The sequence below is a fragment of the Paenarthrobacter sp. NPDC057981 genome, assembly GCF_042886835.1.
Classification (GTDB): Bacteria; Actinomycetota; Actinomycetes; order Actinomycetales; family Micrococcaceae; genus Arthrobacter.
The window spans coordinates 16,098-40,308 of the sequence record NZ_JBHVQI010000029.1 but is presented as its reverse complement, the minus strand read 5'-3'; the positions used below and the strand labels follow the sequence as shown (position 1 = coordinate 40,308).

General features: G+C 61.9%; 20 protein-coding genes and 3 tRNA genes. 16 read left to right on the top strand and 7 right to left on the bottom strand.

All coding sequences use genetic code 11. From position 1 onward, the window contains the following. Positions 1–28: 28 nt before the first annotated feature. The 5 genes from dusB (at position 29) to ACFVSI_RS19340 (ending at position 4,818) form a co-directional block, all read left to right on the top strand. Entirely contained in the window at positions 29–1,210 is a 1,182-nt protein-coding gene (gene dusB / locus ACFVSI_RS19360) for a tRNA dihydrouridine synthase DusB (RefSeq protein WP_387827261.1), read from the top strand. Positions 1,211–1,275: 65 nt separating this feature from the next. Beyond that, on the top strand, positions 1,276–2,592 hold the full coding sequence (locus ACFVSI_RS19355; RefSeq protein ID WP_387827259.1) for a deoxyguanosinetriphosphate triphosphohydrolase: 1,317 nt from the start codon (positions 1,276–1,278) through the stop codon (positions 2,590–2,592). A gap of 31 nt (positions 2,593–2,623) precedes the next feature. Then, positions 2,624–4,504 (top strand): DNA primase, encoded by a 1,881-nt coding sequence (dnaG, locus tag ACFVSI_RS19350; RefSeq protein WP_387827257.1) that lies wholly within the window; start codon positions 2,624–2,626, stop codon positions 4,502–4,504. Between the two features lie 53 nt (positions 4,505–4,557). Further along, a tRNA-Asn gene (locus tag ACFVSI_RS19345) sits at positions 4,558–4,630 on the top strand. Between the two features lie 115 nt (positions 4,631–4,745). Then, positions 4,746–4,818: transfer RNA gene (locus ACFVSI_RS19340), tRNA-Asn, on the top strand. Between the two features lie 46 nt (positions 4,819–4,864). Here ACFVSI_RS19340 and ACFVSI_RS19335 read toward each other — a convergent pair. From ACFVSI_RS19335 to ACFVSI_RS19315, 5 genes are all read right to left on the bottom strand, one after another. After that, entirely contained in the window at positions 4,865–5,272 is a 408-nt protein-coding gene (locus ACFVSI_RS19335) for a hypothetical protein (protein WP_387827256.1), read from the bottom strand. Between the two features lie 44 nt (positions 5,273–5,316). Then, on the bottom strand, positions 5,317–6,600 hold the full coding sequence (locus ACFVSI_RS19330; RefSeq protein WP_387827254.1) for an alpha/beta hydrolase-fold protein: 1,284 nt from the start codon (positions 6,598–6,600) through the stop codon (positions 5,317–5,319). 22 nt (positions 6,601–6,622) lie between these two features. After that, on the bottom strand, positions 6,623–9,121 hold the full coding sequence (locus tag ACFVSI_RS19325; RefSeq protein WP_387827251.1) for a bifunctional lysylphosphatidylglycerol flippase/synthetase MprF: 2,499 nt from the start codon (positions 9,119–9,121) through the stop codon (positions 6,623–6,625). A 124-nt stretch (positions 9,122–9,245) separates the two neighbouring features. Then, positions 9,246–9,425, bottom strand: coding sequence for a hypothetical protein (locus ACFVSI_RS19320; protein ID WP_387827249.1), 180 nt, complete (start codon positions 9,423–9,425; stop codon positions 9,246–9,248). Between the two features lie 20 nt (positions 9,426–9,445). Continuing rightward, a complete protein-coding gene (locus ACFVSI_RS19315; protein WP_387827246.1) occupies positions 9,446–10,675 on the bottom strand; it encodes a multidrug effflux MFS transporter in 1,230 nt (409 codons plus the stop codon). 171 nt (positions 10,676–10,846) lie between these two features. Here ACFVSI_RS19315 and ACFVSI_RS19310 point away from each other — a divergent pair, with 171 nt between their 5' ends. The 5 genes from ACFVSI_RS19310 (at position 10,847) to ACFVSI_RS19290 (ending at position 14,722) form a co-directional block, all read left to right on the top strand. Continuing rightward, entirely contained in the window at positions 10,847–11,695 is an 849-nt protein-coding gene (locus tag ACFVSI_RS19310) for a phage holin family protein (RefSeq protein ID WP_387827243.1), read from the top strand. A gap of 45 nt (positions 11,696–11,740) precedes the next feature. Continuing rightward, positions 11,741–12,364: a CDP-alcohol phosphatidyltransferase family protein gene (locus tag ACFVSI_RS19305; protein ID WP_387827240.1), complete on the top strand. Its 624-nt coding sequence runs from the start codon at positions 11,741–11,743 to the stop codon at positions 12,362–12,364. Continuing rightward, entirely contained in the window at positions 12,364–13,269 is a 906-nt protein-coding gene (locus ACFVSI_RS19300) for a DMT family transporter (RefSeq protein WP_387827237.1), read from the top strand. Before ACFVSI_RS19305 ends, ACFVSI_RS19300 begins: the two co-directional genes overlap by 1 nt. A gap of 107 nt (positions 13,270–13,376) precedes the next feature. Then, the gene (locus ACFVSI_RS19295) at positions 13,377–14,573 is read left to right on the top strand and encodes a glycosyltransferase (protein WP_387827235.1); all 1,197 of its coding nucleotides are present in this window, start codon (positions 13,377–13,379) and stop codon (positions 14,571–14,573) included. 75 nt (positions 14,574–14,648) lie between these two features. Next, positions 14,649–14,722: transfer RNA gene (locus ACFVSI_RS19290), tRNA-Ile, on the top strand. A gap of 26 nt (positions 14,723–14,748) precedes the next feature. On the opposite strand, the gene ACFVSI_RS19285 is transcribed toward ACFVSI_RS19290, so the two are convergent. Then, on the bottom strand, positions 14,749–17,550 hold the full coding sequence (locus tag ACFVSI_RS19285) for an AAA domain-containing protein (RefSeq protein WP_387827232.1): 2,802 nt from the start codon (positions 17,548–17,550) through the stop codon (positions 14,749–14,751). A gap of 248 nt (positions 17,551–17,798) precedes the next feature. On the opposite strand from ACFVSI_RS19285, the gene ACFVSI_RS19280 reads away from it, so the two are divergent. Then, positions 17,799–18,989: an acyl-CoA dehydrogenase family protein gene (locus ACFVSI_RS19280; protein WP_387827230.1), complete on the top strand. Its 1,191-nt coding sequence runs from the start codon at positions 17,799–17,801 to the stop codon at positions 18,987–18,989. A 60-nt stretch (positions 18,990–19,049) separates the two neighbouring features. On the opposite strand, the gene ACFVSI_RS19275 is transcribed toward ACFVSI_RS19280, so the two are convergent. Continuing rightward, positions 19,050–19,625, bottom strand: coding sequence for a M23 family metallopeptidase (locus tag ACFVSI_RS19275; protein WP_387827228.1), 576 nt, complete (start codon positions 19,623–19,625; stop codon positions 19,050–19,052). A gap of 323 nt (positions 19,626–19,948) precedes the next feature. Between ACFVSI_RS19275 and rpsB the strand changes: the two genes are divergently transcribed. The 5 genes from rpsB to ACFVSI_RS19250 all read left to right on the top strand — a co-directional run bounded on the left by rpsB (position 19,949) and on the right by ACFVSI_RS19250 (position 24,209). Further along, entirely contained in the window at positions 19,949–20,797 is an 849-nt protein-coding gene (gene rpsB, locus ACFVSI_RS19270) for a 30S ribosomal protein S2 (protein WP_274262484.1), read from the top strand. A 121-nt stretch (positions 20,798–20,918) separates the two neighbouring features. Then, positions 20,919–21,755, top strand: a complete 837-nt coding sequence (gene tsf, locus ACFVSI_RS19265) for a translation elongation factor Ts (protein WP_262277983.1) — start codon at positions 20,919–20,921, stop codon at positions 21,753–21,755. A 121-nt stretch (positions 21,756–21,876) separates the two neighbouring features. Next, positions 21,877–22,614 carry a UMP kinase gene (gene pyrH, locus ACFVSI_RS19260; RefSeq protein WP_274262486.1) on the top strand — a complete coding sequence of 246 codons (738 nt, stop codon included), beginning with the start codon at positions 21,877–21,879 and terminating at the stop codon, positions 22,612–22,614. Positions 22,615–22,716: 102 nt separating this feature from the next. Further along, positions 22,717–23,274, top strand: coding sequence for a ribosome recycling factor (frr, locus tag ACFVSI_RS19255; protein ID WP_274262487.1), 558 nt, complete (start codon positions 22,717–22,719; stop codon positions 23,272–23,274). Continuing rightward, complete coding sequence (locus tag ACFVSI_RS19250) at positions 23,274–24,209, top strand: phosphatidate cytidylyltransferase (protein WP_387827223.1); 936 nt, start codon at positions 23,274–23,276, stop codon at positions 24,207–24,209. Before frr ends, ACFVSI_RS19250 begins: the two co-directional genes overlap by 1 nt. Positions 24,210–24,211: the final 2 nt, after the last annotated feature.

The following is a 24,211-nucleotide window of genomic DNA, read 5'->3' as shown; positions in this document are numbered from 1 at the left end:
ATTTGCCCTGATTTGCAACAATGGATAGGTGACTGTAGTAGCAACGCCTCCCACTCCCAAGCTCGAGCTTCCGCCCTTGCAGCTGGGCGGGATCACCGTGGACACCCCGGTAATCCTTGCTCCCATGGCCGGAATCACCAACTCCGCCTTCCGCAGGCTCTGCCGTGAATACGGTGGCGGCCTGTACGTGGCCGAGATGGTCACCTCCCGTGCCTTGGTTGAGCGGACGCCGGAGTCGCTGCGGATCATTTCGCACGACGACGACGAAAAGGTCCGCTCCGTGCAGCTCTACGGTGTGGACCCTGTGACCGTAGGCGCCGCTGTCCGCATGCTCGTGGAGGAAGACCGCGCCGATCACATCGACCTCAACTTCGGTTGCCCGGTCCCCAAGGTCACGCGCCGCGGGGGAGGCTCGGCACTGCCGTGGAAGATCGACCTCTTCACCTCGATTGTCCAGACCGCAGTCAAGGAAGCGTCCAAGGGCGGCATCCCGCTGACCATCAAGATGCGCAAGGGCATCGACGAGGACCACCTGACCTACCTCGACGCCGGCCGGATTGCCCGTGACTCCGGGGTCGCCGCCGTCGCGCTTCACGGCCGCACGGCCGCACAATTCTATTCCGGCCAGGCCGACTGGTCCGCCATTGCCCGGCTTCGTGAGGCACTTCCTGACATTCCGGTGTTGGGAAATGGCGATATTTGGTCCGCCGAGGACGCTGTGCGCATGGTCCGGGAGACCGGCGTCGATGGCGTTGTGGTGGGCCGCGGCTGCCAGGGCCGCCCCTGGCTCTTCGGTGATCTGCAGGCTGCCTTCGAGGGCAAGGATGAACGGCACCGACCCGGTCTGCGTGAAGTTGCCGAAGGCGTCTACCGCCACGCCGAACTCATGGTGGAGACTTTCGGCAACGACGAATACAAGGCGCTCCGCGAGATCCGCAAGCACATGGCCTGGTACTTCAAGGGCTATGTGGTGGGCGGGGAGCTGCGCGCCAAACTCGCCACCGTGCCCACCTTGGAAGTGCTGCGTGAATTGCTCGACCAGCTGGACATGGATCTTCCGTATCCGGGCGTCGACTCCGAAGGCCCCCGCGGCCGCGCCGGCACTCCGAAGAAGCCGGCACTCCCGAAGGACTGGCTGGAAAGCCGTCAGCTGAATGCTGAACAGAGCGCGGATATCTCGGCGGCAGAGCTGGACGTTTCGGGCGGCTAGCCTCACACGTGTAAGACTGGCTCAAGAAGCTCCACACCGGCGGCGCTTGAAGGAGGCAGATACCCATGGGAACCGATGCAATGCTGGGCCGCGACGGAACAAGCCATGATTTCGTGCTGGCTATCCCCGGATACTCCGAGGCAGACTCTGCCAGGTGGGTTGAGGAGCCACGTAAGAGCAACTACCGCTCGGACTTTGAGCGGGACCGCGCCAGGGTCCTGCATTCCTCGGCCCTGCGCCGGCTGGGTGCCAAGACGCAGGTCGTGGCTCCGGACACCGACGACTTTGTCCGCACCCGCCTGACCCACAGCCTGGAAGTTGCCCAGGTGGGCCGCGAACTCGGGCGCTCCCTGGGGTGCGATCCCGACGTCGTGGACACTGCCTGCCTGAGCCACGACCTCGGCCACCCTCCCTTTGGTCACAACGGCGAATCCGCCTTGAACGAGGTCGCGCATACGATTGGCGGGTTCGAAGGCAACGCCCAAACGCTCCGCCTGCTGACCCGCCTCGAACCCAAAGTACTGGCAGCCGACGGCAGGCCGGCAGGGCTGAACCTGACCCGCGCGAGCCTGGACGCGGCGTCCAAGTACCCATGGTCCGCCGTCGACGCCCCCGTCATCCATGGCCACCGCACCAGCAAGTTCGGCGCGTACGAGGACGATCTGCCCGTGTTTGAGTGGTTGCGCGAAGGCGCGCCGGGAAACCGGTCCTGCATCGAGGCGCAGGTCATGGACCTGGCCGATGACATCTCGTACTCAGTCCATGACGTTGAAGATGCGATCGTGGCCGGGCATTTCCAACTGAAGTGGATGGAGAACCCGGACCATCGGGCCCGCGTGGTGGGCTACACCAAGCAGTGGTACCTCCCTCACAACGACCCCGCGGAAATCGATGCCGCATTGGCCCGCCTGGAAGCCACCAAGGTCTGGGTCCGCGAAGCCGATGGCAGCCGCAAATCCATGGCGGCCTTGAAGGACATGACCAGCCAGTTGATCGGGCGTTTCTGCCAAAGCGCCATGGAAACAACCCGGGACCACTTTGGCCCGGCCAATCTCACCCGCTATGACGCCGAGCTCATGGTCCCCGAGGAAACCGTCACCGAGATCGCGGTACTCAAGGGCCTGGCCACCACGTTCGTTATCTCCACCGACCACCGTCAACCGGTGTATGAACGTCAGCGCGAAGTGCTGCACGCGCTGGTGGGCGTTTTGAACGCCACCGGCGACCGTCACCTGGAGCCGATGTTCGCCGCTGACTGGCGGGACGCCGTCGACGACGGTGCGCGCCTGCGCGTCGTGATCGACCAGGTGGCGTCGCTGACGGATGTCTCGGCCCTGGCCATGTACGAACGCCTGGTGGGCAGCCTCCCGTCGCTGTGGTAGTGCCTCTGGGCGGACAGACTAGGATGGACTGGTGGCTGGCCTGATCAAACGTGAAGATATAGACGAAGTACGCCAGCGCACGGACATCAAGGAAGTTGTTGACGGTTACGTCACGCTCAAGGGCGCAGGACTGGGCAGCTTCAAAGGATTGTGCCCCTTCCACGACGAACGGTCACCTTCCTTCACCGTCCGGCCCCAGGTAGGCAGGTACCACTGCTTCGGTTGCGGCGAGGACGGCGATGCCATCTCCTTCATCCAGAAGATGGACCACAGTTCCTTCCATGAAGCCGTGGAGAAGCTCGCGGCGCGCATTGGCTACGAGCTCCGCTACGAGGACGGCGGCACCGGCCCAAGCCGCGAGGAAGTGGGCAAGCGCCAGCGCCTGTTGGATGCCCATAAGATCGCCGATGAATACTTCCGCGCCCAGCTTCTGACTCCCGGCGCCGCCGAGGCCCGCAACTTCCTGGATGGACGCGGCTTTGACCGCGCTGCGGCGGAACACTTTTCCGTGGGCTACGCACCGCAGGGCTGGGACTCCTTGCTCAAGCACCTGCGTGGGCGGGGTTTCACGGATGCCGAGCTGAAGCTCACGGGCATGTTTTCAGAAGGCAACAGGGGAATCTATGACCGGTTCCGCGGCCGCCTCATCTGGCCCATCCGCGACATCGCCGGCGACACCATCGGCTTCGGTGCGCGCAAGCTCTACGAGGACGATCAGGGCCCCAAATACCTGAACACCCCGGAAACCACGCTCTACAAAAAATCCCAGGTCCTGTATGGCATCGACCTCGCCAAGCGGAACATCGCCAAGGACCGTCAGCTGGTTGTGGTGGAGGGCTACACCGACGTCATGGCGTGTCACCTCGCGGGAGTCACGACGGCGGTGGCGACCTGCGGTACTGCCTTCGGTACCGAGCACATCAAGGTAGCCCGGAGGCTGCTTTCGGACGACGGCAGCGGGGGAGAAGTCATCTTCACCTTCGACGGTGACGCGGCAGGCCAAAAGGCCGCTTTGAGGGCTTTCGAGGAGGACCAGCGCTTCACGGCCCAGACCTATGTGGCGGTGGAACCCTCCGGAGCCGATCCCTGCGATCTTCGCCAGCTCAAGGGCGACGCCGCAGTACGCGAGCTGATCGGCACGAGGAAACCGCTCTTCGAATTTGCCATCAGGGCCACCCTGAGGCGGCACAACCTGGACACCGTGGAAGGGCGCGTGGCAGCACTGAGGGAGGCGTCCCCGGTGGTTGCCCAGATCAGGGATTCAGCTGCGAGACCCGAATACACGCGCAAACTTGCCGGCTGGCTCGGAATGCCCATTGAGGAAGTCAGCCGGTATGTCGGCGCGGCCGCCAAACGGGGGGCAGGCGGCAACGCCGCCGGTCCTGCCGGGCAGGCGCCAGCCGCGGCAGCACCGCCGTCGGGCATGCCGGTCTTTCAGCGCCCCAACCCCGGCGACCCCGTGGCAGGGATGGAACGACAGGCCCTGGAAGTGGTCCTGCAGGATCCTGCTGTCCTGGGCGGAATGGCGTGGGACCGCTTTGCGGCTTCACTCTTTTCCACTCCGGCCTACGCGGCCATCCATGCTGCCATCCGCGCCACGGGACTTGCCCAGGCAGCGGACACGGTGTCCTGGGTGGAACAAATCCGGCAGGAAGTGCCGGAACCATTGCGGAACCTGGTGTCAGAGCTGGCCGTGACGCCGTTGCCTGCAAGCACTCCCGAAGCCATGCAGCGGTACTGCCGCGATATCCTGGCCCGCCTTTTTGAACTCCAGATCACCCGCATCAAGGCTGACAAGATGGGGCAGCTGCAGCGGCTCGATGCGGCGGCCTATCCGGAGGAGTTCCAGCGGCTGAACCGCGAGCTGATGCAGCTCGAAATGGAACGAAGGGCCTTGCGTTCGGAGGGCTGAGAACCTCGATTTCGTTTTCCGGCAGCCCCCTGTTAAGCTAGTAACCGCTTCATTCCTCCGTAGCTCAATTGGCAGAGCATTCGACTGTTAATCGAAGGGTTACTGGTTCAAGTCCAGTCGGAGGAGCGCACATTACCCCCGTTCCGGTCAGCCGGAACGGGGGTATTTTTATACCCCCAGGGGGTATCTTCGCTCGATTTCACATCCCGCAAAACCTTTGCTAAAGTCATAACCGCTTCATTCCTCCGTAGCTCAATTGGCAGAGCATTCGACTGTTAATCGAAGGGTTACTGGTTCAAGTCCAGTCGGAGGAGCAAAAGGACCCCGTACCGGCTTCACTGCTGGTGCGGGGTTTGCTGTTTAAACGAAATCCATCTCCACCTGCAGGAAGCGGGAGGCTTCGGCCACGGCTGCCATGAACGAATCCTGCTCGGTAGGAGGAGTCCTGGGTTCCCGGGGATGCCATTCATGGGCCGCCGAATAGACCCTGGTGAAGCCTCCGCCGGGAGGTGCGTAGAAGATCCCGAACCGCTGCACGGGCCATTCGGGCGATGTTTCAGGCGCTACCAGCAGTGCGGCATCCGTTTCCGGGTTGTACCACTGGGCGATGGGCCTTCGGCGGTCGTCGGTGAAGAGACCTCCGGCGTACAAGGCGGCCGACGGCGGACTGGTCACCGAGCACAGGCGGTCCCACCACAACGGAAGGATGCGGTCATCCTTGCGCTGCCACGGTGCCGGAAACGGCTTCACCTCTTGCCAATGTGGCACATGTCAACTTTATCGCCGGTGGGTGGCCGCGAAAAGGGCAGCAGTCAGCGGGAGAGTCCCAGCCGCGGGTACAGCACGTCAAAGCCCTTCTCGAGGCCCGCATTCAGGGCAAGGCCCACGTGTCCGCCGTTGGGTACCTCGTAGTACGTCACCGTCATCCCGGCCTTCTGCGCCGCGGCTGACACGGCTTGTGCGGCAGCGACGTAGACGAGGTCGTCCGACCCCGCGGTGAACACGGCCGTGGTATCCGGGAAGTGCCTGCCCTTCATGATATTGATGGGCTTTTGGGCATCGTACGCGGCCTGGTTGCCGGCGAAGATTTCTTCCAGGTTCCCTGCCGGGTCTTCGGCCCCGGGGAATTCCTCGCCTGAGATGTCCACCACGTTGCCCCACATTTCCGGATACTTCACTGCGAACGAAATGGCGCATTGGCCGCCGTTGGAATAGCCGGCGATGGTCCAGTGGTCCCTGTCTGGAAGGATGTTCAAGTTGGCGCGGGCCCAGTTCACGACGTCCTGGTTGATGTACTTCTCCACGTTCCCGTACTTGGCGGTGTCCAGGCACAGGGTGTCATCCTGGTCGGGGCCGATCTGGTCGGCGACGATGGCGATGGGTGCCAGGCCGTGGTTCCTGGCCGCGAAGTCATCGAGGGCGGCTGAGACGTATTGCGGGTCGGGGAGGCCTGGCTGGCCCATCATGAGGACGAACAGGGGCAGCCGTGGGGGATCCGCGGTCAGTGCAGCCGGAGGGAGGTAGATTCCCGCGGGGCGGGCATTGAAACCGGAAGCTGTAGCCGGGATGACCTGTGTCCCCACCTTGCCGTGGGCCGGCATGTCTGCCGGAGGAGACCAGTGCTGCCACAGTGGTCCGGTGGGGATGGCACTGTCCGGGTTCGGTTTGTTCAACTCGATGGCGTCCTGGGTGGAGATCCCGAGGGCTGATCCCAAGGTGTTGTTCAGGCCGAACTCCGCATTGATGCCCAAGGCTGCAGCGATGACGAAGACGGGTACCGAGACGCCGGCAACCACCTTGCGCCAGGGCCTGCTGCGGACCAAACTGACAGCGGCCAAGCCCAGGGCAGCGAAGCAGCTGATGGACCAGAACCACACCCGCGGCGTCAAGCCCACGTGAAAGACGTCCATCACGTCCTCCACGATCCACACGGTAACCCACCCCAGCAGCCCGGCCACCACGATGGCAGTCATGGCCGTGCGCACCCAGCGCGCGGACGGCCTCAGGAACAGCACCAGGAAAAATGCCAAGGCAACGATCCCGGCCACGACCAGGATGAGGGGACTGGTGATCTCGAGTTTCAGGACGTCGTTCATGGGCACGCCGCCCGGTCAGTCGTCATGCGGCGGGCTCCCGGGCCACCATCTGCCGCAACAGGCCGGCACTTTGGGTGGGAGACAGCCCGGGCAGGTAGGCCGAACCAACGGCCAGTCCAATCGAAGGCAAGGCCAAAGGATCCTGGTAGTACATGTACAAGGTGCGGTGCTCGGGCTGGAAGCGTGATTTGAAGGCCGCCAAGGATTTGAAGCCATACATCGGCTCCAAAGCGTTCCCCAGGAGCGACAGGACCCGGTCCAGGGAGCTGCGGTCACCTTCGTCACTCCCGGTCCCGGCATTTGCCAGGGGAGAGCCGGAGAGGGAGATACGCGGAACCTGTTCCTTGAAGTGAGTTACTGCGGAGGCAATGAGGAATTCCATGACCCCTTTGAAACCCGTGGTCCGGCGCCTCATGAAGTCCAGGGTCCAACTGGAGATGCTGCCATCGCGGAACACAGGAAGCCAGCTGGTCACGCCGTGGACCAAACCGTCGTCGTCCACCGCTACACAGCAGAGGACTTCGGGATCCTTGAGTTCATTCAGGCCACCCAGGGTGAATCCCATCTCCGGAAGGGCTTTGTCGGACACCCACTCTTCAGAGATCTCAGCCAACTGTGCCCTGATCCCAGGCGGCATGGCTCCGTAGTGGTACCAGAGGTCCTTGATGGACAACTTGTCCGCGCGGTTGAGGGCGGTCCGGACGTTTTGCCATTCCTTGCCCTTGAACGTCATGGCCTGGACATTGAGCAGCGTTTCTTCGGCAACCTCCAGTTTCCTGAAACCGTGGGGGAGCAGTGGGCCATCCAGGCCGGAATCAGCGGAGTAGAAACATGGGACCAGACCCAGCGTGGAACAGTGCGAAACGAACCCGAGGGCTGCCTCGTCATGGTGGCTGGCCGCACCGTAGGGGCCGGCTACAGTCAGGGCGACGCCGTTATGGACCTGGTAGGCGACGCCTGCCTCTCTGCCAGGAGTGAACCAGTACTGGTTGTTGTCCCACAGTGCCATCCATGACAGGGTGCCGCCGCCTTGGTGCAGCAGCTCACGGGTGTGCCCCAGATCGGCTGCGGGGTCGGTGGTGATCATCTTGAAGCGGCGGTAGTTCTTCAGGACCAGGACCAGGATCACGAGCCAGATGACCACCCCGCCCAGGCCGTACAGAACTGTGCTCACCAGCCCCTGCGGCAGGGCCACGACAAACGGAACAGGGAAGGGAACCAAGATGTGCGTCAGTTGACCGGCAAGGTCCCACAGCGAAGATTGGCCGGCGTTGCCCTCCAGGAACCAAAACGCTGCGTACAGGGCCACGGCAGTGAGGGCCAGAACCAGTGCGGCCCTGCCCAAGGTACGGTATCCGGCGTCGCTGGACTCCACCCTGAACCGGTGCCTGTTGGCCAGCAACAGCGCCACGATGATGATGGGGGCCAGGACCGCGGGGACGACATACAGCAGCAGGTAGCCGAAGTCCTCATCGCCGAGGGTAACGTCGGGGTCAGAGACGTACTGGACAATGGCCAGGATCGTCACCGCCACCAAGTACAACTGGATGATCAACGTCAGGCGATATGCGAGGCGACGACCACGGCGAAGTCCCTCTGCGCAGACCAGCAGCAGGAGAACCGGAATCGTCGTAAGAACCGCCGCGCCCAAGCTGCGGACGCCCACCACGTTTTGCAGGGCCACGCAATTGGCTTCGTTTCTGCAGGCTTCCTGTACCTCGTCGACGTCGGGACTGGCTTGGAGCATGACCTCCGAGACCACCGACAGGGGGCCAACTTCCCAGGTACCGGTGATCTGGGTGAGGAGTGGACCCAGAGCGAACACGCCCACCACCGTGCCCACCAGGAACCTCGTTTCACGCAGGCTCGAGGAGCGGAAGGAGCCTCCGCTCCTGTGGAAGACAGCAGACTGAACGGCCCACCCGGCGACGACACCAATGACGGCGCCGGCCAGCCCCTGCAAGGTCTGGGCGACACCAACGAACAAGGCGAACATCAACGCCGCGGCAAGCAACCACGTGCGGAGGCGGCGACGCCACAGCGACTCGAGTGCCGCCGTCGAAAATCCCAACGCTGCTGCGGCACCGCCGTAGGCTCCCACTGCATACTCGCCGCCCAGGAAGCTGAGCCACTGGTCGCTGTTGTCGGTGCCGAAGGCGACGAGCGCCACCAGCGCGAGGGCGCTGAGGGCGGATCCTCCAATGAAAGCAGCCAGGGCCAGCCAAGGGCCGATGACCCTTTCTGCGATACCTGCCCCCACCAATATTGCGGCGGTACAAGCCACGTAGTCCAGAAGCGAGGAACCGAAAAACGTTGATGTGAACACAGACCACCACGGTCCGGGTTCTACCGCCAGTCCAAGCCCCACCCGGTCCAGGAGGCCTTCATCCGGGCCGTTGAGGACACTTCCCGTTGCTAATCCCACGATCCAGAAAACAGCCACCAGCGCAAGCGTCACTGGCAGGCTTCGCACGGCGGCCAGCCCCCGCAAGGTGCCTCGAAATCCGACGGCCGTGCTCATGTGATGTCCCCTTCACCGGTTCCGCGCCGGTAAGACCGGCTGGCCACCATTCTGCCCTGCGGCCGGGCGTTAAGGGGAGGGTTTGGAATGTTCGACGCCGGAGGGCCGCCTCACGCTGGCCGGCTTAGTCCCGGTTCCACGGCCCCGGGTTGACGCGGTAGAGAACAGCAGCGCCGATGACAGCGCCTAACAACGCGCCGAAAACCGCGCTCCCGGCGGCGCGACCAATCAGGGCGCCGGCAATTGCACCCAGCATGGCACCCAGAAAAAGCCCTCTGCCGTTGCGGTGCGGTTTCTTGCTCATGGAGACAGCCTACGTGTGGGCTAGTGGATTGAGGGCACGGTACGAGGCCGCACCACCAGCCACAGGGCAGTCATTGAGCCTGTAATGCAGACTGCCATGACAGCGCCCATCGGGACCGCGGAGGTAACCCCCAACCAGCCCACCACCGGTGGGACAATGCCGGCCATCATGAATTGCGAGGCACCCAGGAGGGACGCAGCAGTGCCGGCTTGGGCGCCGTGGTTGGCCAGCGACAATACCTGGACGCACGGGAACATGAAGCCGGTGGCGCAGATGTAGAACCACAACGGAACCAGGGTGCCCCACAAGCCCACATGGAACAAGTCCAGCACGATGATGAGTGCTGACATGCACAGCATGAACAGGGTTGCTCCGGCCACGATCCATTGCGGAGCAATCCGCCTGATCAAGCGGGAACTGATTTGGACACCGGCCACGATGCCCAGCGAGTTGATGCCGAAGAGGACGCCGTATTCCTGGGGCGAGAAACCGTAGACCTTTTGGAAGAGGAAGGTGGAAGCCGAAAGGTAGGCAAAGAGGCCTCCGAAGTTGAGGCTTCCCACCAACACCATGCCTACGAAGATCCGGTCGGTGAGGACCTTTTTGTACCGTTGTCCCACCGTCACTGCGGATTTACCGCGTTGTTCGGCCGGAAGAGTCTCCCGGATAAAGAATATGGACGCGACGATGACCAGCAGTCCGTAGGCAGCCAGGAAGTAGAAAATGCCTGGCCAGGGGAACACGAGCAGCAATTGAGAGCCGATGACCGGGGCCAGGATAGGGGCAAGCCCGTTGACCAGGGACATCCGGGAAAACATCCGGACCATGGAATAGCCGTGGAAGAGGTCCCTGACCATGGCCATTGCCACCACGCCACCTCCGGCCGCGCCGATACCCATGAGTACACGGAAAACGGAGAGCATGCCGATGTCTGTAGCCAAGGCCGCACCCAGCGATGAGCCGATATGCAGTGCCGTGGCAAGGATCAGGGGGAGCCTGCGGCCCACCTTGTCACTGAACGGCCCCACCACAAGCTGGCCAACCCCGAAGCCGACTGTTGTTCCGGTCAGGGTGAGCTGGATCGCTGCTTCCGAGACCTTGAAACTGGACTCAAGGGCCGGGAAGGCCGGGAGGTAAAGGTCGATGGTGAAAGGGCCCAGTGCCGTCAAGGCGCCCAGGAGCAGAATGTAGACAAGTTTTTCGCGTCGGCTCAGGGAATCGCCCGGAGCAGTGGGAGGGGTCACGATCATCTATCCTATGGGCCAGATCATATTTATTGGTGGTATGACGGGCGCGCCGCAGCGTGGCCCCGAAAGTTCAGCCGGAACCTGAATGATAGCTTTGAGGACAGGTGTCCGCAGCGGTCTTTTCCGAGGCGTTCGCCCGACACGATGCCCAGAGGAAGCAGTTAGGCGGAACCCATGAGTGGACGTCACACCGGCCGGACCAGTCAAGGACCAGCCATACGTACTTTGCCGAAGACCCTCAAGCTCGTCGCACGCTTGGCCCCACGGCAAATCAATGACGAGATCGCCCTTGCCAAGGTCGAACTCAAGCGCAAGGCAAAACAGCTTGGCGTGGCCGGTGTCTTCTTCGGCGTCGCCGTCGTATTTCTTGCGTTGCTGGTCATCGCGGTAGTAGTCGCAGTGATTTTGGGCCTGGCGACCATCATGCCCGGTTGGCTCGCGGCCCTGATCGTTTCAGCCTTCTTCCTCGTGGTTGCCGCCATTGCCGCCCTGATAGGTATCGCCAAATTCAAGAAGGCGATGCCGTTGGCTCCCGAGGACACCATCCGGGGCGTCAAGCACGATCTCGGCATCGCCAAGGAGGGCTCAGCCTTCGACGAGTCGATCCTGGACCCGAATTCACCGGCTGCCAAGGCCGCGAAGGCCGAGAAGGAAGCCGCAGCCCAGAAGGCAAAGGCCGAAAAGGCGGCAAAGGAAGCTGCCAAGGAGGCCGACGCCGTCAAGGCGCCCACTGAGGCCGAACTTCGCTCCCGTCTGCGGAAGCGCCGCGAGCACCTGACCGGGGTACGGGATGAACTTGGCGAACAGCTTGACGTCAAGAAGCAGGGCCAGGCGCTGCTGGAAAGCGCCAACATCAGGTTCCAGGAAAGCAAGGAATTCGCTGCCGCAAAATTCGCCGACCTGGGGGATTCAGTCCCCGAAAGCGTCAGCGAGCGGATGGCTGCCCGCTGGAAGGACCTCGCAGCGTTCGCCGCCGCCGCGGTCGTCTTCGTGGTCGCACTCAGGAAACTGCTGAAGAAGTAGCAGCTTCCCGCGGCACCGGAAACTGAAGGCAAGGAAGGGGGACATATGAAGCTGATTGGTGCTGGTTCGCACCCTGATCGTCCGCAAGTCGATCACGACCTCATCTTCACAGTCCCCAACATCCTCACTGTCCTGCGTTTCATGGGCGTACCCCTGTTTGTCTGGCTGGTCTTGTCTGAACAGGAGTACGGGTTCGCGGTCCTGGTTCTGGTTGTCATGGGCAGCACGGACTGGGTTGATGGCTACATCGCCCGGCGATTCGACCAGACCTCCAAGTTAGGCAGGATCCTGGACCCGATGGCCGACCGGGCCGCCCTCCTGGCCGTCGCGTTCACCCTGGTGATTGCCGGCGTCGTGCAGTGGTGGTACTTGGCCGCCTTGCTGGTGCCGGACGCCATCCTGGCGGTAGCTTCGTGGATCTACTTCCGGGGCCACCCGGACCTGCCCGTGAGCATCATTGGGAAGATCCGCACCGCGCTGTTGTTGGTGGGAACGCCATTGCTGGTCCTCTCGAAATTGCCCGTGCCCCTCACAGAGGTGTATTTCGTGGCGGCCTGGACGTTCCTGGGACTCGGCCTGGTGGGACACTGGATCGCGGCATACAACTACTACTGGGCCATCCTGCGAAAAGGAAAAGAATTGAAAACCGACGACGGCGGACACGGCTGATGGTCTTGCTTGCGGTTTTCCTCGCAGTCATGGGCGCCTTCTTCCTCGCCATTGGTGCCCAGCGGCAGGGCAGCGCCGTTAAGGCGGACACTGGTGGGCTGGCGCTGAGCTCGAATGGCTTTCTACGGCTGTTGCGGAATCCACGCTGGATGCTGGGGCTTTTGTTCCTTGCCATGGGAATGGCGATGAATGCCATCGCCCTGGTGTCCGCGCCGTTGACAGTGGTACAGCCTATCGGTGCCATTGCGTTGGTCATCACCACGGTGGTCAACGCCAAGGACCAGGGGCTCAGCATCAACAGGGCAACCGTCGTCGCCATCAGCGCCTGCGTTACGGGTTCAGCGCTGTTTGTGCTGCTGGCTGTTTTCGTGACCCAGGAGAACCACCACGTCAGTAGTGAGGATGAGCTGACGATTGTCCTGCTCCTGGCATTGGCGGTGGGCGTATTTGGCACCCTGGCTGTCTTGTTCAAACACCGGATGAGCGCCTTCATCTACATCCTTGGTGCCGGTGTGCTGTTCGGCTTTGTGGCTGTGCTGACCCGCATCATCGGCAAGCATCTGCTGGATCCGAACGGCATGTTTCTGTTCAACGTGCAGTGGTACACACTGATCGCTATCGCGGCAGCGGGTGGTTTGGGTTCATGGTTCGTGCAGAGCGCATATTCAAGCGGTCCGCCCGACCTCGTGATCGCCGGACTGACCGTGATCGACCCCATGGTGGGCATCGCAATCGGCATTGTCATTCTTGGTGAGCTTCGTCCCGATGTCCACGCCGTCATGGCAATCGCCATGGCAGCGGCCGCTTCCCTTGCTATCGTGGGGGTTATTGCCCTGAGCCGGCACCACCCGGAAGTCACCAAGCGCAAGAAGGATGCGAAGGCGGCTGCCAACCGGAAGGCCTAGGGCAGATCTGTACCTTGCGCCACCGCTTTAACAGGTGGCAAGCCGGCGACACCGCAGCATTGCCACAAGCAACGCTGTCCGCACCGTGACCATCAGGAGTTCTCCACGTGACCATTCCCGACACCACCAAACCCCTCACCATCCTGATTGCCGCGGACACGTACCCGCCGCACGTCAACGGTGCTGCCCAGTTCGGCTACCGGCTGGCCAAGGGGATGACGGCACGCGGACACAACGTGCATGTGCTGGCCTGCCGGCAGGATAAGGGCAAGAGCTTCACGGAGTTCCGCGACGAAGCCACTGTCCACCGTCTGCGCTCCCACAGTGTCTTCACACACGAGTACTTCCGCATCTGCTTCCCCTGGGAGATCAAGAAGGAAATCAGCCTGCTGTTCGACAAAGTGCAGCCCGACGTCGTTCACATCCAAAGCCACTATATGATTGGCGAGCACGTCCTGTACGAGGCCGTGAAGCGTGGCATCCGGGTTATCGCCACCAACCACTTCATGCCGGAGAACCTGAACCCGTTCCTTCCCTTCCCGCAGTGGTTCAAGGACATCGTGGGCCGTATTTCGTGGAAGGACATGGGCAAGGTGATGGGGCAGGCCGACGTCGTGACCACTCCCACGCCACTGGCCGCCAAGGCGATGCACCAGCATGCTTTCCTGCGAAAGGTCCTGCCGCTGTCCAACGGCATCGACTCCTCGGCCTACGAGCTCCATGCTGGTGAGGTGATCGAACCGCACCGCAATCCGACGGTCCTGTTTGCCGGACGCCTGGCTGAAGAAAAGCACGTCGACGTCCTGATCGAAGCGGTAGCAAAAACCCCACGTGAGCTTAATGTGCACTTGGAGATCGTCGGAGGCGGGGAAGTCCGCCCGGCTTTGGAAGCACAGGTAGCCAGGCTGGGGCTCCGCGATCGCGTGAAGTTCCTGGGGCTTGCAAGCGATGAGGAACTACGCGAGGCCTACATCAAGGCAGACATCTTCTGCATGCCCGGCACTGCCGAACTGCAGTCGCTGGTGACCTTGGAGGCCATGTCGGCATCCACCCCTGTGCTGCTCGCAGACGCCATGGCCCTGCCGCACCTGGTCCGGGAGGGTGAAAACGGATACCTCTTCGCGCCCAATGACAGCGCCGAACTCGCGTCCAAGATCACCAAGTTGGTGCAGCTTCCCAAGAACGAACTCGAAGCTATGGGCAAGATGAGCCGCGAAATGGTGGAGCCGCACAGCATCAACGGAACACTCCAGACCTTCGAGGACCTCTACCGGGGCGCCTCTTACGAGGACAAAGTGGTGTGACCACAGCACTGCTCTTTAGCTATTAGTATTGCTAGAGTGCTTTGCCCCGGACGGCTGTTTTGTTCGGGGCATCACGGGGCTATAGCTCAGCTGGTTAGAGCGCGGGACTCATAATCCTAAGGTCCTCGGTTCAAGTCCGAGTAGCCCTACCTTGACGGGGAGCTGTGGTTGACGATCAGTTGTCATCCATGGCTCCCATGTTGTTTCCGCCGCTGACTGCCGCCCACAGCTCTCGGCGGATTTTGGCTTCCTCGCCACTTCCCGTCGTGGGCAGACGCAGGAGCCGGATCTTGTGCTCACGGCAGATGGCGTCTTTGTGGGCATCCCGTGCCTGTTGCACGGGGTTGTTCTCATGGAAGGCGTACCCATCGACCTCAACAGCAAGAACGGGCCTGTTGCTGATGCGGTTGTAGACCACAAAGTCCAAGGTGGCGCGGTTCTGGACGTAGGTGAGTTGTTCGGGCGTGAGCATCGTCAGATCCGGCAACAGGTTCCGAAGCATAACTTGCGGCGCGATAGCCAAGTCACCGAAGTCCTTGTCTTGGACTATGTCAGACAACAGCGTCCACACGATGTTTTCCGACGCGAACTGTGAGTTGCCCCGCACCCGACTCGCGAGCGGTCTCAATAGCGCCGAATACTCTTTGTACAAGAGGTCGAAGACAGACAGGACGCTGCTGTCAAAAACCCCATCCTCCGGGTAGCGGTATTGGATGAAATGAATCAAGTCCCGAAGGTGGCGGCTTGTGGGAAGCATTGCGTTGTTGGTGACGAGTACAAACCGTTTCACAGCGCGGGACACTGCGACATTCACCAGGTGCGGGTCGTCCACGAATTCCATGCCCGATGCCCCGCCGTTTGACTCGTCCAAGACGGTGCTCATGATGATTACGGACTTCTGCCGCCCCTGAAACTTATGGACCGTGTCTGCTTGAATATTGTTGAGCAGGGCCTCGGTTACCTTGTCCACTTGCCGGCGGTACGGCGTCACCACAGCTATTTCGTGATCGGGGACGCCTGAACAGAATTGGGCCAGAACTTCCTTTGCGATGACATCCGCTTCACGCTGGTTGGTCCGTCCTCCGCCGTGGTGCTGCCGCATGTGATTGCCTGCAACTGTCCGGACTACGACGAGCGGCCGCCCCTCGACGGTGCCGGAGGTGTATGGAACAAGCTGGCCGTCATAGAACTTTTTGTTGCAATAATCGATGATCGCCGGATCGCAGCGGTAATGCTCTCGGAGCATGGTGCGCGGAAGGTAGGCGCCGAATTGTTGAATGATAGAGGACAGAATGTTGTGCCGTGTGTAGTCAACGTTCGGCGATGGCGCTCTCGAAGAGTGCCTCGAGGCCTTCTCGTCGGCGATGTGCTGAAGCTGCTGGAGGTCGCCGACGACGATGACGTTTCGGGCGCAAGAGAGGGCCAGGCCAGCAGCAAGCAGGTCCACCTGGGAGGCTTCATCGATGATCAAGTAGTCCAGGAACTTCCCAACAGGGACGTTCCTTCGCAAGGAGTGGCAGGTGCTGAGAACTACCGGGTAGTCCGAAGTGAACTCCGCAAAGTCAGTCTTGTAGTTGCTTTCGGTGTATATCCGTCTCCGCGTCCGGGCATATCGCAGATGGAGTGACGCGTCGAGCATTTGCCGTGAGGTCAGCCTATGTTCCTCCTCCAGGCGCCTGTGGTCCCCGTCCGCAAGAATCGCTTCGGCTTGGTCCATGCCCTGCTCCAGTTCGGCGATCTTCTTGTCGTAGTAAGCACGTTGCAGACTCAGGACCACATCTGTGGCTCTGCTATCCACACTCCCAAGCTGCCCGTACCGCAGTCGAAGCTTGATGCGCCTGAAGAACCTGCGGAGCGGACCTTCATCCACGGGAACGGGCGACGTTTCGGCAAGGAATTCGAGGATGCGGCTCGACGATCCGGGCAAGGACGCTACCCCGGCCGGCCCAAGGGAACCAGGGCGCTCCGGCTGGCGGAGGAAATGGCGCCTCTCGAGTTTGAACGCTTCAAGTTCATGCCTCATCCGTGCCAGATTCCGGGCCGTTTCTTGTAAGACCCGCAGTCGCCTGTCGAGGTCTGCTGCCTTGTCCGCCGTCGGCGCTTCGCCCGGCGCGCGGCTGACGAAATGATCGACGTCGGCATTTCTGGTTTTCTGTCCGACGAAGAATTCGTCCATTTTCTCCTTGCGTCGAAGGTCCGCCACTATGTAGCCGAAGCCTTCCTCCGCGAGTTTGTCCCGAACGTTCTCAACTGCCGCATTGTTGAAGGAGACGATTCCGACCGTCCTGCCTGGGGCCGCGACAATGTTGGCAACCAGGTTCAGTATGGTCTGGGTTTTTCCTGTTCCAGGAGGACCGTCGATCACCGATATCCGGTTGCTGAGTCCTTTCATGAGGGCTTCACGTTGGCTGATGTTTGAAGAAAAGGGCAGTATGGGGGGCTCTTGAGCCATGCGGACGGAGTCCTGGGCTTGGCCCCTAAGGTAGAGGTCGAGGGCGCTTCCCTGGGGGACGCTGTTGAAATTTTCGTACTGCCGACGCAGCGGGTCGTCCTCCCGCAGCTTCGACGAAATTTCCCGCCAATAGTCGAGGATGGCCTGGGCTTTCAGCTCTTCAGCAGAGGGCCTGGAAATGGCTATCTCATTGTCACGACAGGTTTGGTAGCCGGGGCCAGAGGCAACCGTGTGGAATGCACGCCACCATGTTCCCTGTGGCGATTCGAAGCGGAGAAGCTCCGTGACGCCTTCGACGACCTTGCCATGAATGGTCACTGCGTCCTGGGGCTGAAGGAGTACAGGGGCTGGATTCCCCAGAATTATCACCTTGTCAGAGGAGTATCTGTATCGCTTTTCGGAACCGAAGGTGACATATGTGTAGGCACCCGCGGTGCGGTACTCCGCCACCTCTGGGGTCTTGTCCACAAGACCGTTCTGCTGACGGGTGCGGATCAGAATCGCCTCGCGTCGTGGATTGATCACAGCAAAATCCCCCAAGTTCAAGTGCAGCGTTGCACGTCCGACGTTACAGAACAGTGTGAGGAGAAGCGCAGCTTTGGAAAGGTCTGCAACGTGTCATCCATTGCGGTAACCGAGGAACCTGCGGTAAGTTACTGATCAGTAACTTACTACTCGCCGGTAACTTGGCTGCCCGGCGGCCCCAGGGCCAGCAGCGCAGTCGTCGCCGGATCATGACGTGGTCGCAGGTGACCACCCTTGAAGGAGCGCACATGTCCAACACTGCATTCGATGCCGGCAACCTTCCCTATGCCGACGGCGACTTCTACGCCTTTGAGCAGCTGCTGACCAGCAAGGAGCAGGATCGGCTGGCGGAAGTCCGTGAGTTCCTCGCGCGCGAGGTCAATCCCATTGCGGTGGACTGCTGGAACCGTGGCGAATTCCCCATGGAACTCATTCCCAAGCTCGGCGAGCTGGACCTTGTCAGTCCCGTGCGCCGTCAGGGGTATTCCAACCTGTTCGCGGGCATGCTCCACGCTGAGGTAACCCGCGCGGACGCATCGATCGCCACCTTCATGGGTGTTCACGACGGACTCTTCACGGGATCCATCGAAGCCCTCGCGTCCCAGGAGCAGAAGGACGCGTGGCTTCCCGACATCTACTCCCTGAAAAAGATCGGGGCCTTCGGGCTTACCGAGCCCCTCGGCGGTTCTGACGTGGCCGGCGGCACCCGCACCACGGCCCGCCGCGACGGTGACACGTGGATCCTCGACGGCGCCAAGCGCTGGATCGGTAACGCCACCTTCTCGGATTGGGTAGTGATCTATGCCAGGGACGTGGCCGACAACCAGGTCAAGGCGTTCTTGGTTGACACCACGTTGCCGGGCTTCTCCGCCAGCAAGATCGAAAACAAGATCTCCCTTCGCACTGTGCAGAACGCGGACATCACCCTGGACAACGTGGTTGTTCCCGACTTCTTCAAACTGGCCAACGGCAACAGCTTCCGGGACACCAACAAGGTCCTCAAGGTCACCCGCCTGGCCGTTGCCTGGCAAGCCGTCGGACTCCAGATGGCAGCCTTCGATGTGGCACGCAGCTACGCTGTTGAGCGCCAGCAATTCGGACGCCCGCTCGCGGCCTTCCAGCTCGTGCAGAACCAGTTGGTCCAGATCCTGGGCAACACCGTCGCCTCGATGGGCATGATGGTGCGGTTGGCGCAGCTGGAGGATGCCGGCGTTGCCAAGGATGAGCAGTCGGCGTTGGCAAAGGCCTTCACCACGGCCCGGATGCGCGAGAGCGTTGCCCTGGGGCGAAGCATTCTGGGCGGCAATGGCATTGTGACCGATTACGGCATGGCCAAAATCTTCTCGGACGCAGAGGCGATCTACTCCTACGAAGGCACACACGAGATCAACACGCTGGTGACCGGGCGGGCCATCACCGGAGTTTCTGCGATCGTCTAGAACTTACGGCGTGTAGCCCTCGGGTCCGGCGTCCATCTCCCTGGGATGCCGCTTCGCGGGCTATTCCAGAGGCAACAGCACTGAGGGCCTTAGATCTGCAACGAAGCCCAGCGGATTGACGTATTCCCCGTCGCGCCGCACGCCCCAGTGCAGGCAGGTGGTGCTCCCGCAGTGGCCCGGCTGCACGTTGCCGATGGTTTGTCCTTTGACGACGTGGTCGCCCTCTTTCAACGCGCTGATGACGGGTTCAAAACTGCTCTTGAGTCCGTCGCCTTGGTCGATGGTGAGGACAGAGCGGTCGACCACGACGCCGGCAAACGTCACCACGCCATCGGACGGCGCGGTGACTGGTCCGCCGTCGGGCGCTGGACCCAAATCCACGCCCCGGTGCCCGCTCAGCCACGGTTTGTCCGGAGGGTCGAACGTCCGCAGGACGTTTGGTTTGGGAGAGAATGGCCAGTTCCACCGCCCAGGGGGAGAAGGGGCGGTCCCGCCGGGCCAGGCCAGGAGGATGAGGGCAATGACCGTTGATACTGCAGGTTTTAGGAAGGGCATGGCTCCAGCCTTCCGGGCGTCGGGAATTCGGGCCATGGTCCGGAGGTCGTATGTGGATAACCGGCGGTGATCGGCGGTCATTTGGGCGGGTTCCCTGTAGTACACTTGGTGGAGCAGTTTGCTGTGCCCTCATGCTTGTTCAGGAACATGTCTCATTCAGATATGTGAGGGTCCCAGGCTGACTACGCGTATCCAGCCCTCCTTCAGCGAAGCCCAGTCTTCAGGCTGCGGAGGATTGTGCCTCTTGCGGTCCGGCGGAACCTTGGTTCAGGCCGGATGAGAAGCGCAATGGATGCCAGGAGCCGCGCCCGTCCGGGCAAAGGCTAAACAACCGTCAACTATTGGCAGGGTAAGAGCAGCCCCCTGGGCTCTCTCATGAATGACCTGCCGGAAGGAGCGTCGGCATGCCCGTCGTAACCATGCGCCAGCTGCTTGACAGCGGCGTCCACTTTGGACACCAGACCCGTCGTTGGAACCCGAAGATGAAGCGCTTCATCTTCACGGAGCGCAACGGCATCTACATCATTGACCTCCAGCAGTCGCTGTCCTACATCGACCGCGCCTACGAGTTCGTCAAGGCTACTGTCGCCCACGGCGGCACCGTCCTGTTCGTCGGCACCAAGAAGCAGGCTCAGGAAGCAATTGCCGAGCAGGCTACCCGCGTTGGCCAGCCGTACGTCAACCAGCGTTGGTTGGGCGGTATGCTCACCAACTTCCAGACCGTCGCCAAGCGTATCCAGCGCATGAAGGAACTCGAAGAGATCAACTTCGACGACGTCGCCGGTTCCGCTTACACCAAGAAGGAGCTCCTGCTCCTCAAGCGTGAACTCACCAAGCTTGAGTCCAACCTCGGCGGTATCCGCAACCTGACCAAGGCTCCCTCGGTCCTCTGGGTTGTTGACACCAAGAAGGAACACCTTGCTGTTGACGAAGCCAAGAAGCTGAACATCCCGGTTGTTGCCATCCTGGACACCAACTGCGACCCGGACGAAGTTGACTTCCCGATCCCGGGCAACGACGACGCCATCCGCTCCGTCAACCTGCTCACCCGCGTTGTTGCCGACGCCGTAGCTGAGGGCCTCATCGCCCGCAACCAGCGCGCAACCGGTACCACCGAAGCTCCGGAAGAGCCGCTGGCCGAGTGGGAGCGCGAGCTCCTCGAAGGCAGCAAGGCCGAAGAAGCAGCAGCTGAGGCTCCTGCAGCCGAAGCTCCCGCTGCTGACGCTGCTGCAGGCGAAGCCGAAGCCAAGTAAATCTTGACCTTCGCCGGCCCCGGAAACGGGGCCGGCGGCAACTGACAGGATGGCGGCTCACGCAGTGGGCTGCCGTCCTTCAGTTACGTAAACACACAAATTTCTAGACAGAGGGGTTCACATGGCGAACTACACTGCTGCTGACATCAAGGCCCTGCGCGAGCGCACCGGCGCCGGCATGATGGACGTCAAGAAGGCTCTTGACGAAGCCAACGGTGACGCCGAGAAGGCCATCGAGATCATCCGCATCAAGGGCCTGAAGGGTGCTACCAAGCGCGAAGGCCGTTCCACCGCTGAAGGCCTGGTTGCTGCCAAGGTCAACGGTGGCGTTGGCGTAATGATCGAGGTCAACTGCGAGACCGACTTCGTGGCCAAGGCTGACAAGTTCATCCAGCTGGCCGACAAGGTTCTCAACGTTGCAGTCGAGTCCGGCGCTGCCGACCTCGAGACCCTGCTGGCCACCGAGGTCGACGGCAAGCCGTTGTCCGAGGTTGTTGTCGAAGAGGGCGCTGTCCTCGGCGAAAAGGTTGTTGTCCGCCGCATCTCCCGCGTTGAGGGCACCACGGTTGACGCTTACCTGCACAAGACGTCCAAGGACCTCCCGGCCCAGGTTGGCGTTCTGTTCGCAGTCGACGGTGAAGGCGAAGCCGCTGAAACCGCCGCTCACGACATCGCTGTCCACGTTGCAGCCATGGCACCGAACTACCTGACCCGCGAAGACGTTCCGGCCGAACTGGTCGAGTCCGAGCGCCGCATCGCCGAGGAAACGGCCAAGGCTGAAGGCAAGCCGGAAGCTGCTCTCTCCAAGATCGTCGAAGGCCGCGTGACTGGCTTCTACAAGGGTGAGGTTCTGGTTGACCAGGCATTCGCCAAGGATTCCAAGAAGACTGTTGCACAGGTCCTCGAAGAAGCCGGCGTCAAGGCAACCGCAGTAACCCGTTTCCGCGTCGGAAACTAGTAATTCATGAGAAGGGGTGGTCACTTCGGTGGCCGCCCCTTTTTCATGCACGCGTTCGGGTAGTACCAGCCCGGACCCACAGCACGATAATCTAGCCAGAGTCCACCAACGGGAAGGCACCATGGAAACCGTCAACACTGCAATCCAGCCCGAGAAGACCCGCCGACGTGTACTTCTGAAACTTTCCGGCGAAGTCATCGGCGGAGGCAAGCTGGGCGTCGATCCCGAAACCGTCCGGGCCATTGCCAAGCAGATCGCAGCCGGCGTGGCAGATGTGGAAGTGGCCATCGTTGTTGGCGGAGGCAACTTCTTCCGCGGTGCTGAACTGTCACAGAGTGGCATGGACCGCTCCCGCGCCGACTACATGGGCATGCTGGGAACCGTGATGAACTGCCTCGCGCTGCAGGACTTCCTGGAGCAGGCAGGCGTGGAAACCCGAGTCCAGAGCGCCATCACCATGGGCCAGGTGGCCGAGGCCTACATTCCCCGCCGTGCCATCCGCCACATGGAAAAGGGCCGCGTGGTCATTTTCGGTGCCGGCGCAGGCTTGCCGTACTTCTCCACTGACACTGTGGCCGCGCAGCGGGCCCTGGAAGTACACGCCGACGTCGTCTTGATGGCCAAGAGTGGTGTCGACGGCGTCTACACCGCCGACCCCAAAAAGGACCCGGCAGCCGAGAAGCTGGATGTCCTCAGCTACGACGACGCCCTGCGCCGCGACATCCGCGTGATGGACCAGACCGCCATGACCATGTGCAAGGACAACAACCTCTCCATGGTGGTGTTCGGCATGGAAGGCGAAGGCAACGTGACCCGCGCGATCCTGGGCGAAACGCTGGGAACCCTGGTAACTCCCTAGCAAGGGCTAGGATATTTCTAGGACCGTCCGCCCCTGGTGGCGGATCTTTACTGTGCATTGCCGCCTGCTGTTGGGCAGCAACTATTTTCTGAGGAGAAACCCGTGATCGAAGAGACCTTACTCGAAGCCGGCGAGAAGATGGACAAGGCCGTCGAAGTAGCCAAGGACGATTTCGCCACGATCCGTACCGGCCGGGCGAATCCCGGTCTCTACAACAAGGTCATCGTCGAGTACTACGGCACGCCCACTCCGCTCCAGCAGCTGGCCTCCTTCGGTGTGCCGGACGCACGGACCATCCTGATCACGCCTTACGACAAGACGGCCCTGCGGGACATCGAAAAGGCACTGAGCGACTCCGAGGTCGGAGCCAACCCGTCCAACGACGGCAACGTCATCCGCGTCACCATTCCGGAGCTCACGAAGGAGCGCCGCAAGGAATACGTGAAGATCGTCAAGGGCAAGGGTGAGGACGCCAAGGTCTCCATCCGCAGCATCCGCCGCAAGGCAAAGGACGCCCTGGACAAGCTCGTCAAGGACGGCGACGCCGGTGAAGACGAGGGCGCACGGGCTGAGAAGGAGCTCGATGCCCTTACGAAGCAGCACGTCGACAGCATCGACGAGCTGCTCAAGCGCAAGGAAGCCGAGCTGCTCGAGGTCTGATGAGCCAGGCTGAGCCGGCGCCCACTGAACGGGTCCCGACACGCGATAACCCCAAGCGCGCCCGGCGCGTACGGGCGAACCCCACACCCAAGGCGGGCCGAAACCTGCCGGCGGCGATCGGCGTCGGCCTTGCCATGCTGGTGGCCGTCTTGGGAGGGCTGCTGTTCCTCCCGCTGGGGTTCGTCCTCCTCACGACGGCCTTCGCCGTCCTGGGAGTGTGGGAAGTATTCCGGGCCCTCGAAGCCCAAGGCACCAGGATGCCGATCATTCCAGTGATGGTCGGCAGCCTGGCGATGCCGGTTTCGGCGTACTTCGGCGGTCTTGAAGGCCTGCTGTTCACGATGACGGCAAGTTCCGTGGCAGTGCTGCTGTGGCGCTCCATCGAAAGCGCGGCCGGAGCACCACGGAGTGTCTTTGCCGGCGTCTTCACGCTGGCCTGGATCCCGTTCCTCATCAGTTTCGCTGCGCTGCCGCTGCACGCGAGCGGTGGTGCTACGCCTGTGGGCTTCTGGCCCCACGGTATCCCGGACGGCGCCTGGCAGATCGCCTCGATGCTGCTGCTGGTGGTCTCCAATGACACGTTCGGCTACATCGTGGGGGCTTCGTTCGGCAAGCATCCCATGGCTCCCAAAATCAGTCCCAAGAAGTCCTGGGAGGGGTTCGCGGGATCTGTGGGCGGGGCCATGGTGATCGGCGTTCTGGCCTGTATTTTTCTGCTGGACAGGCCGTGGTGGGTTGGCCTGATTCTTGCTGTAGGAATGGTTGCCGCGGCAACGGCAGGGGACCTGGCCGAGTCCATGGTCAAGAGGGAACTTGGCGTCAAGGACATGAGCAGCATCCTGCCTGGCCACGGTGGCGTGATGGACCGTCTGGACTCCATCGTGTTCGCGGCCCCGGTGGCCTATGTTTTGTTCGCGCTGTTGAGCGGCGTTTGACA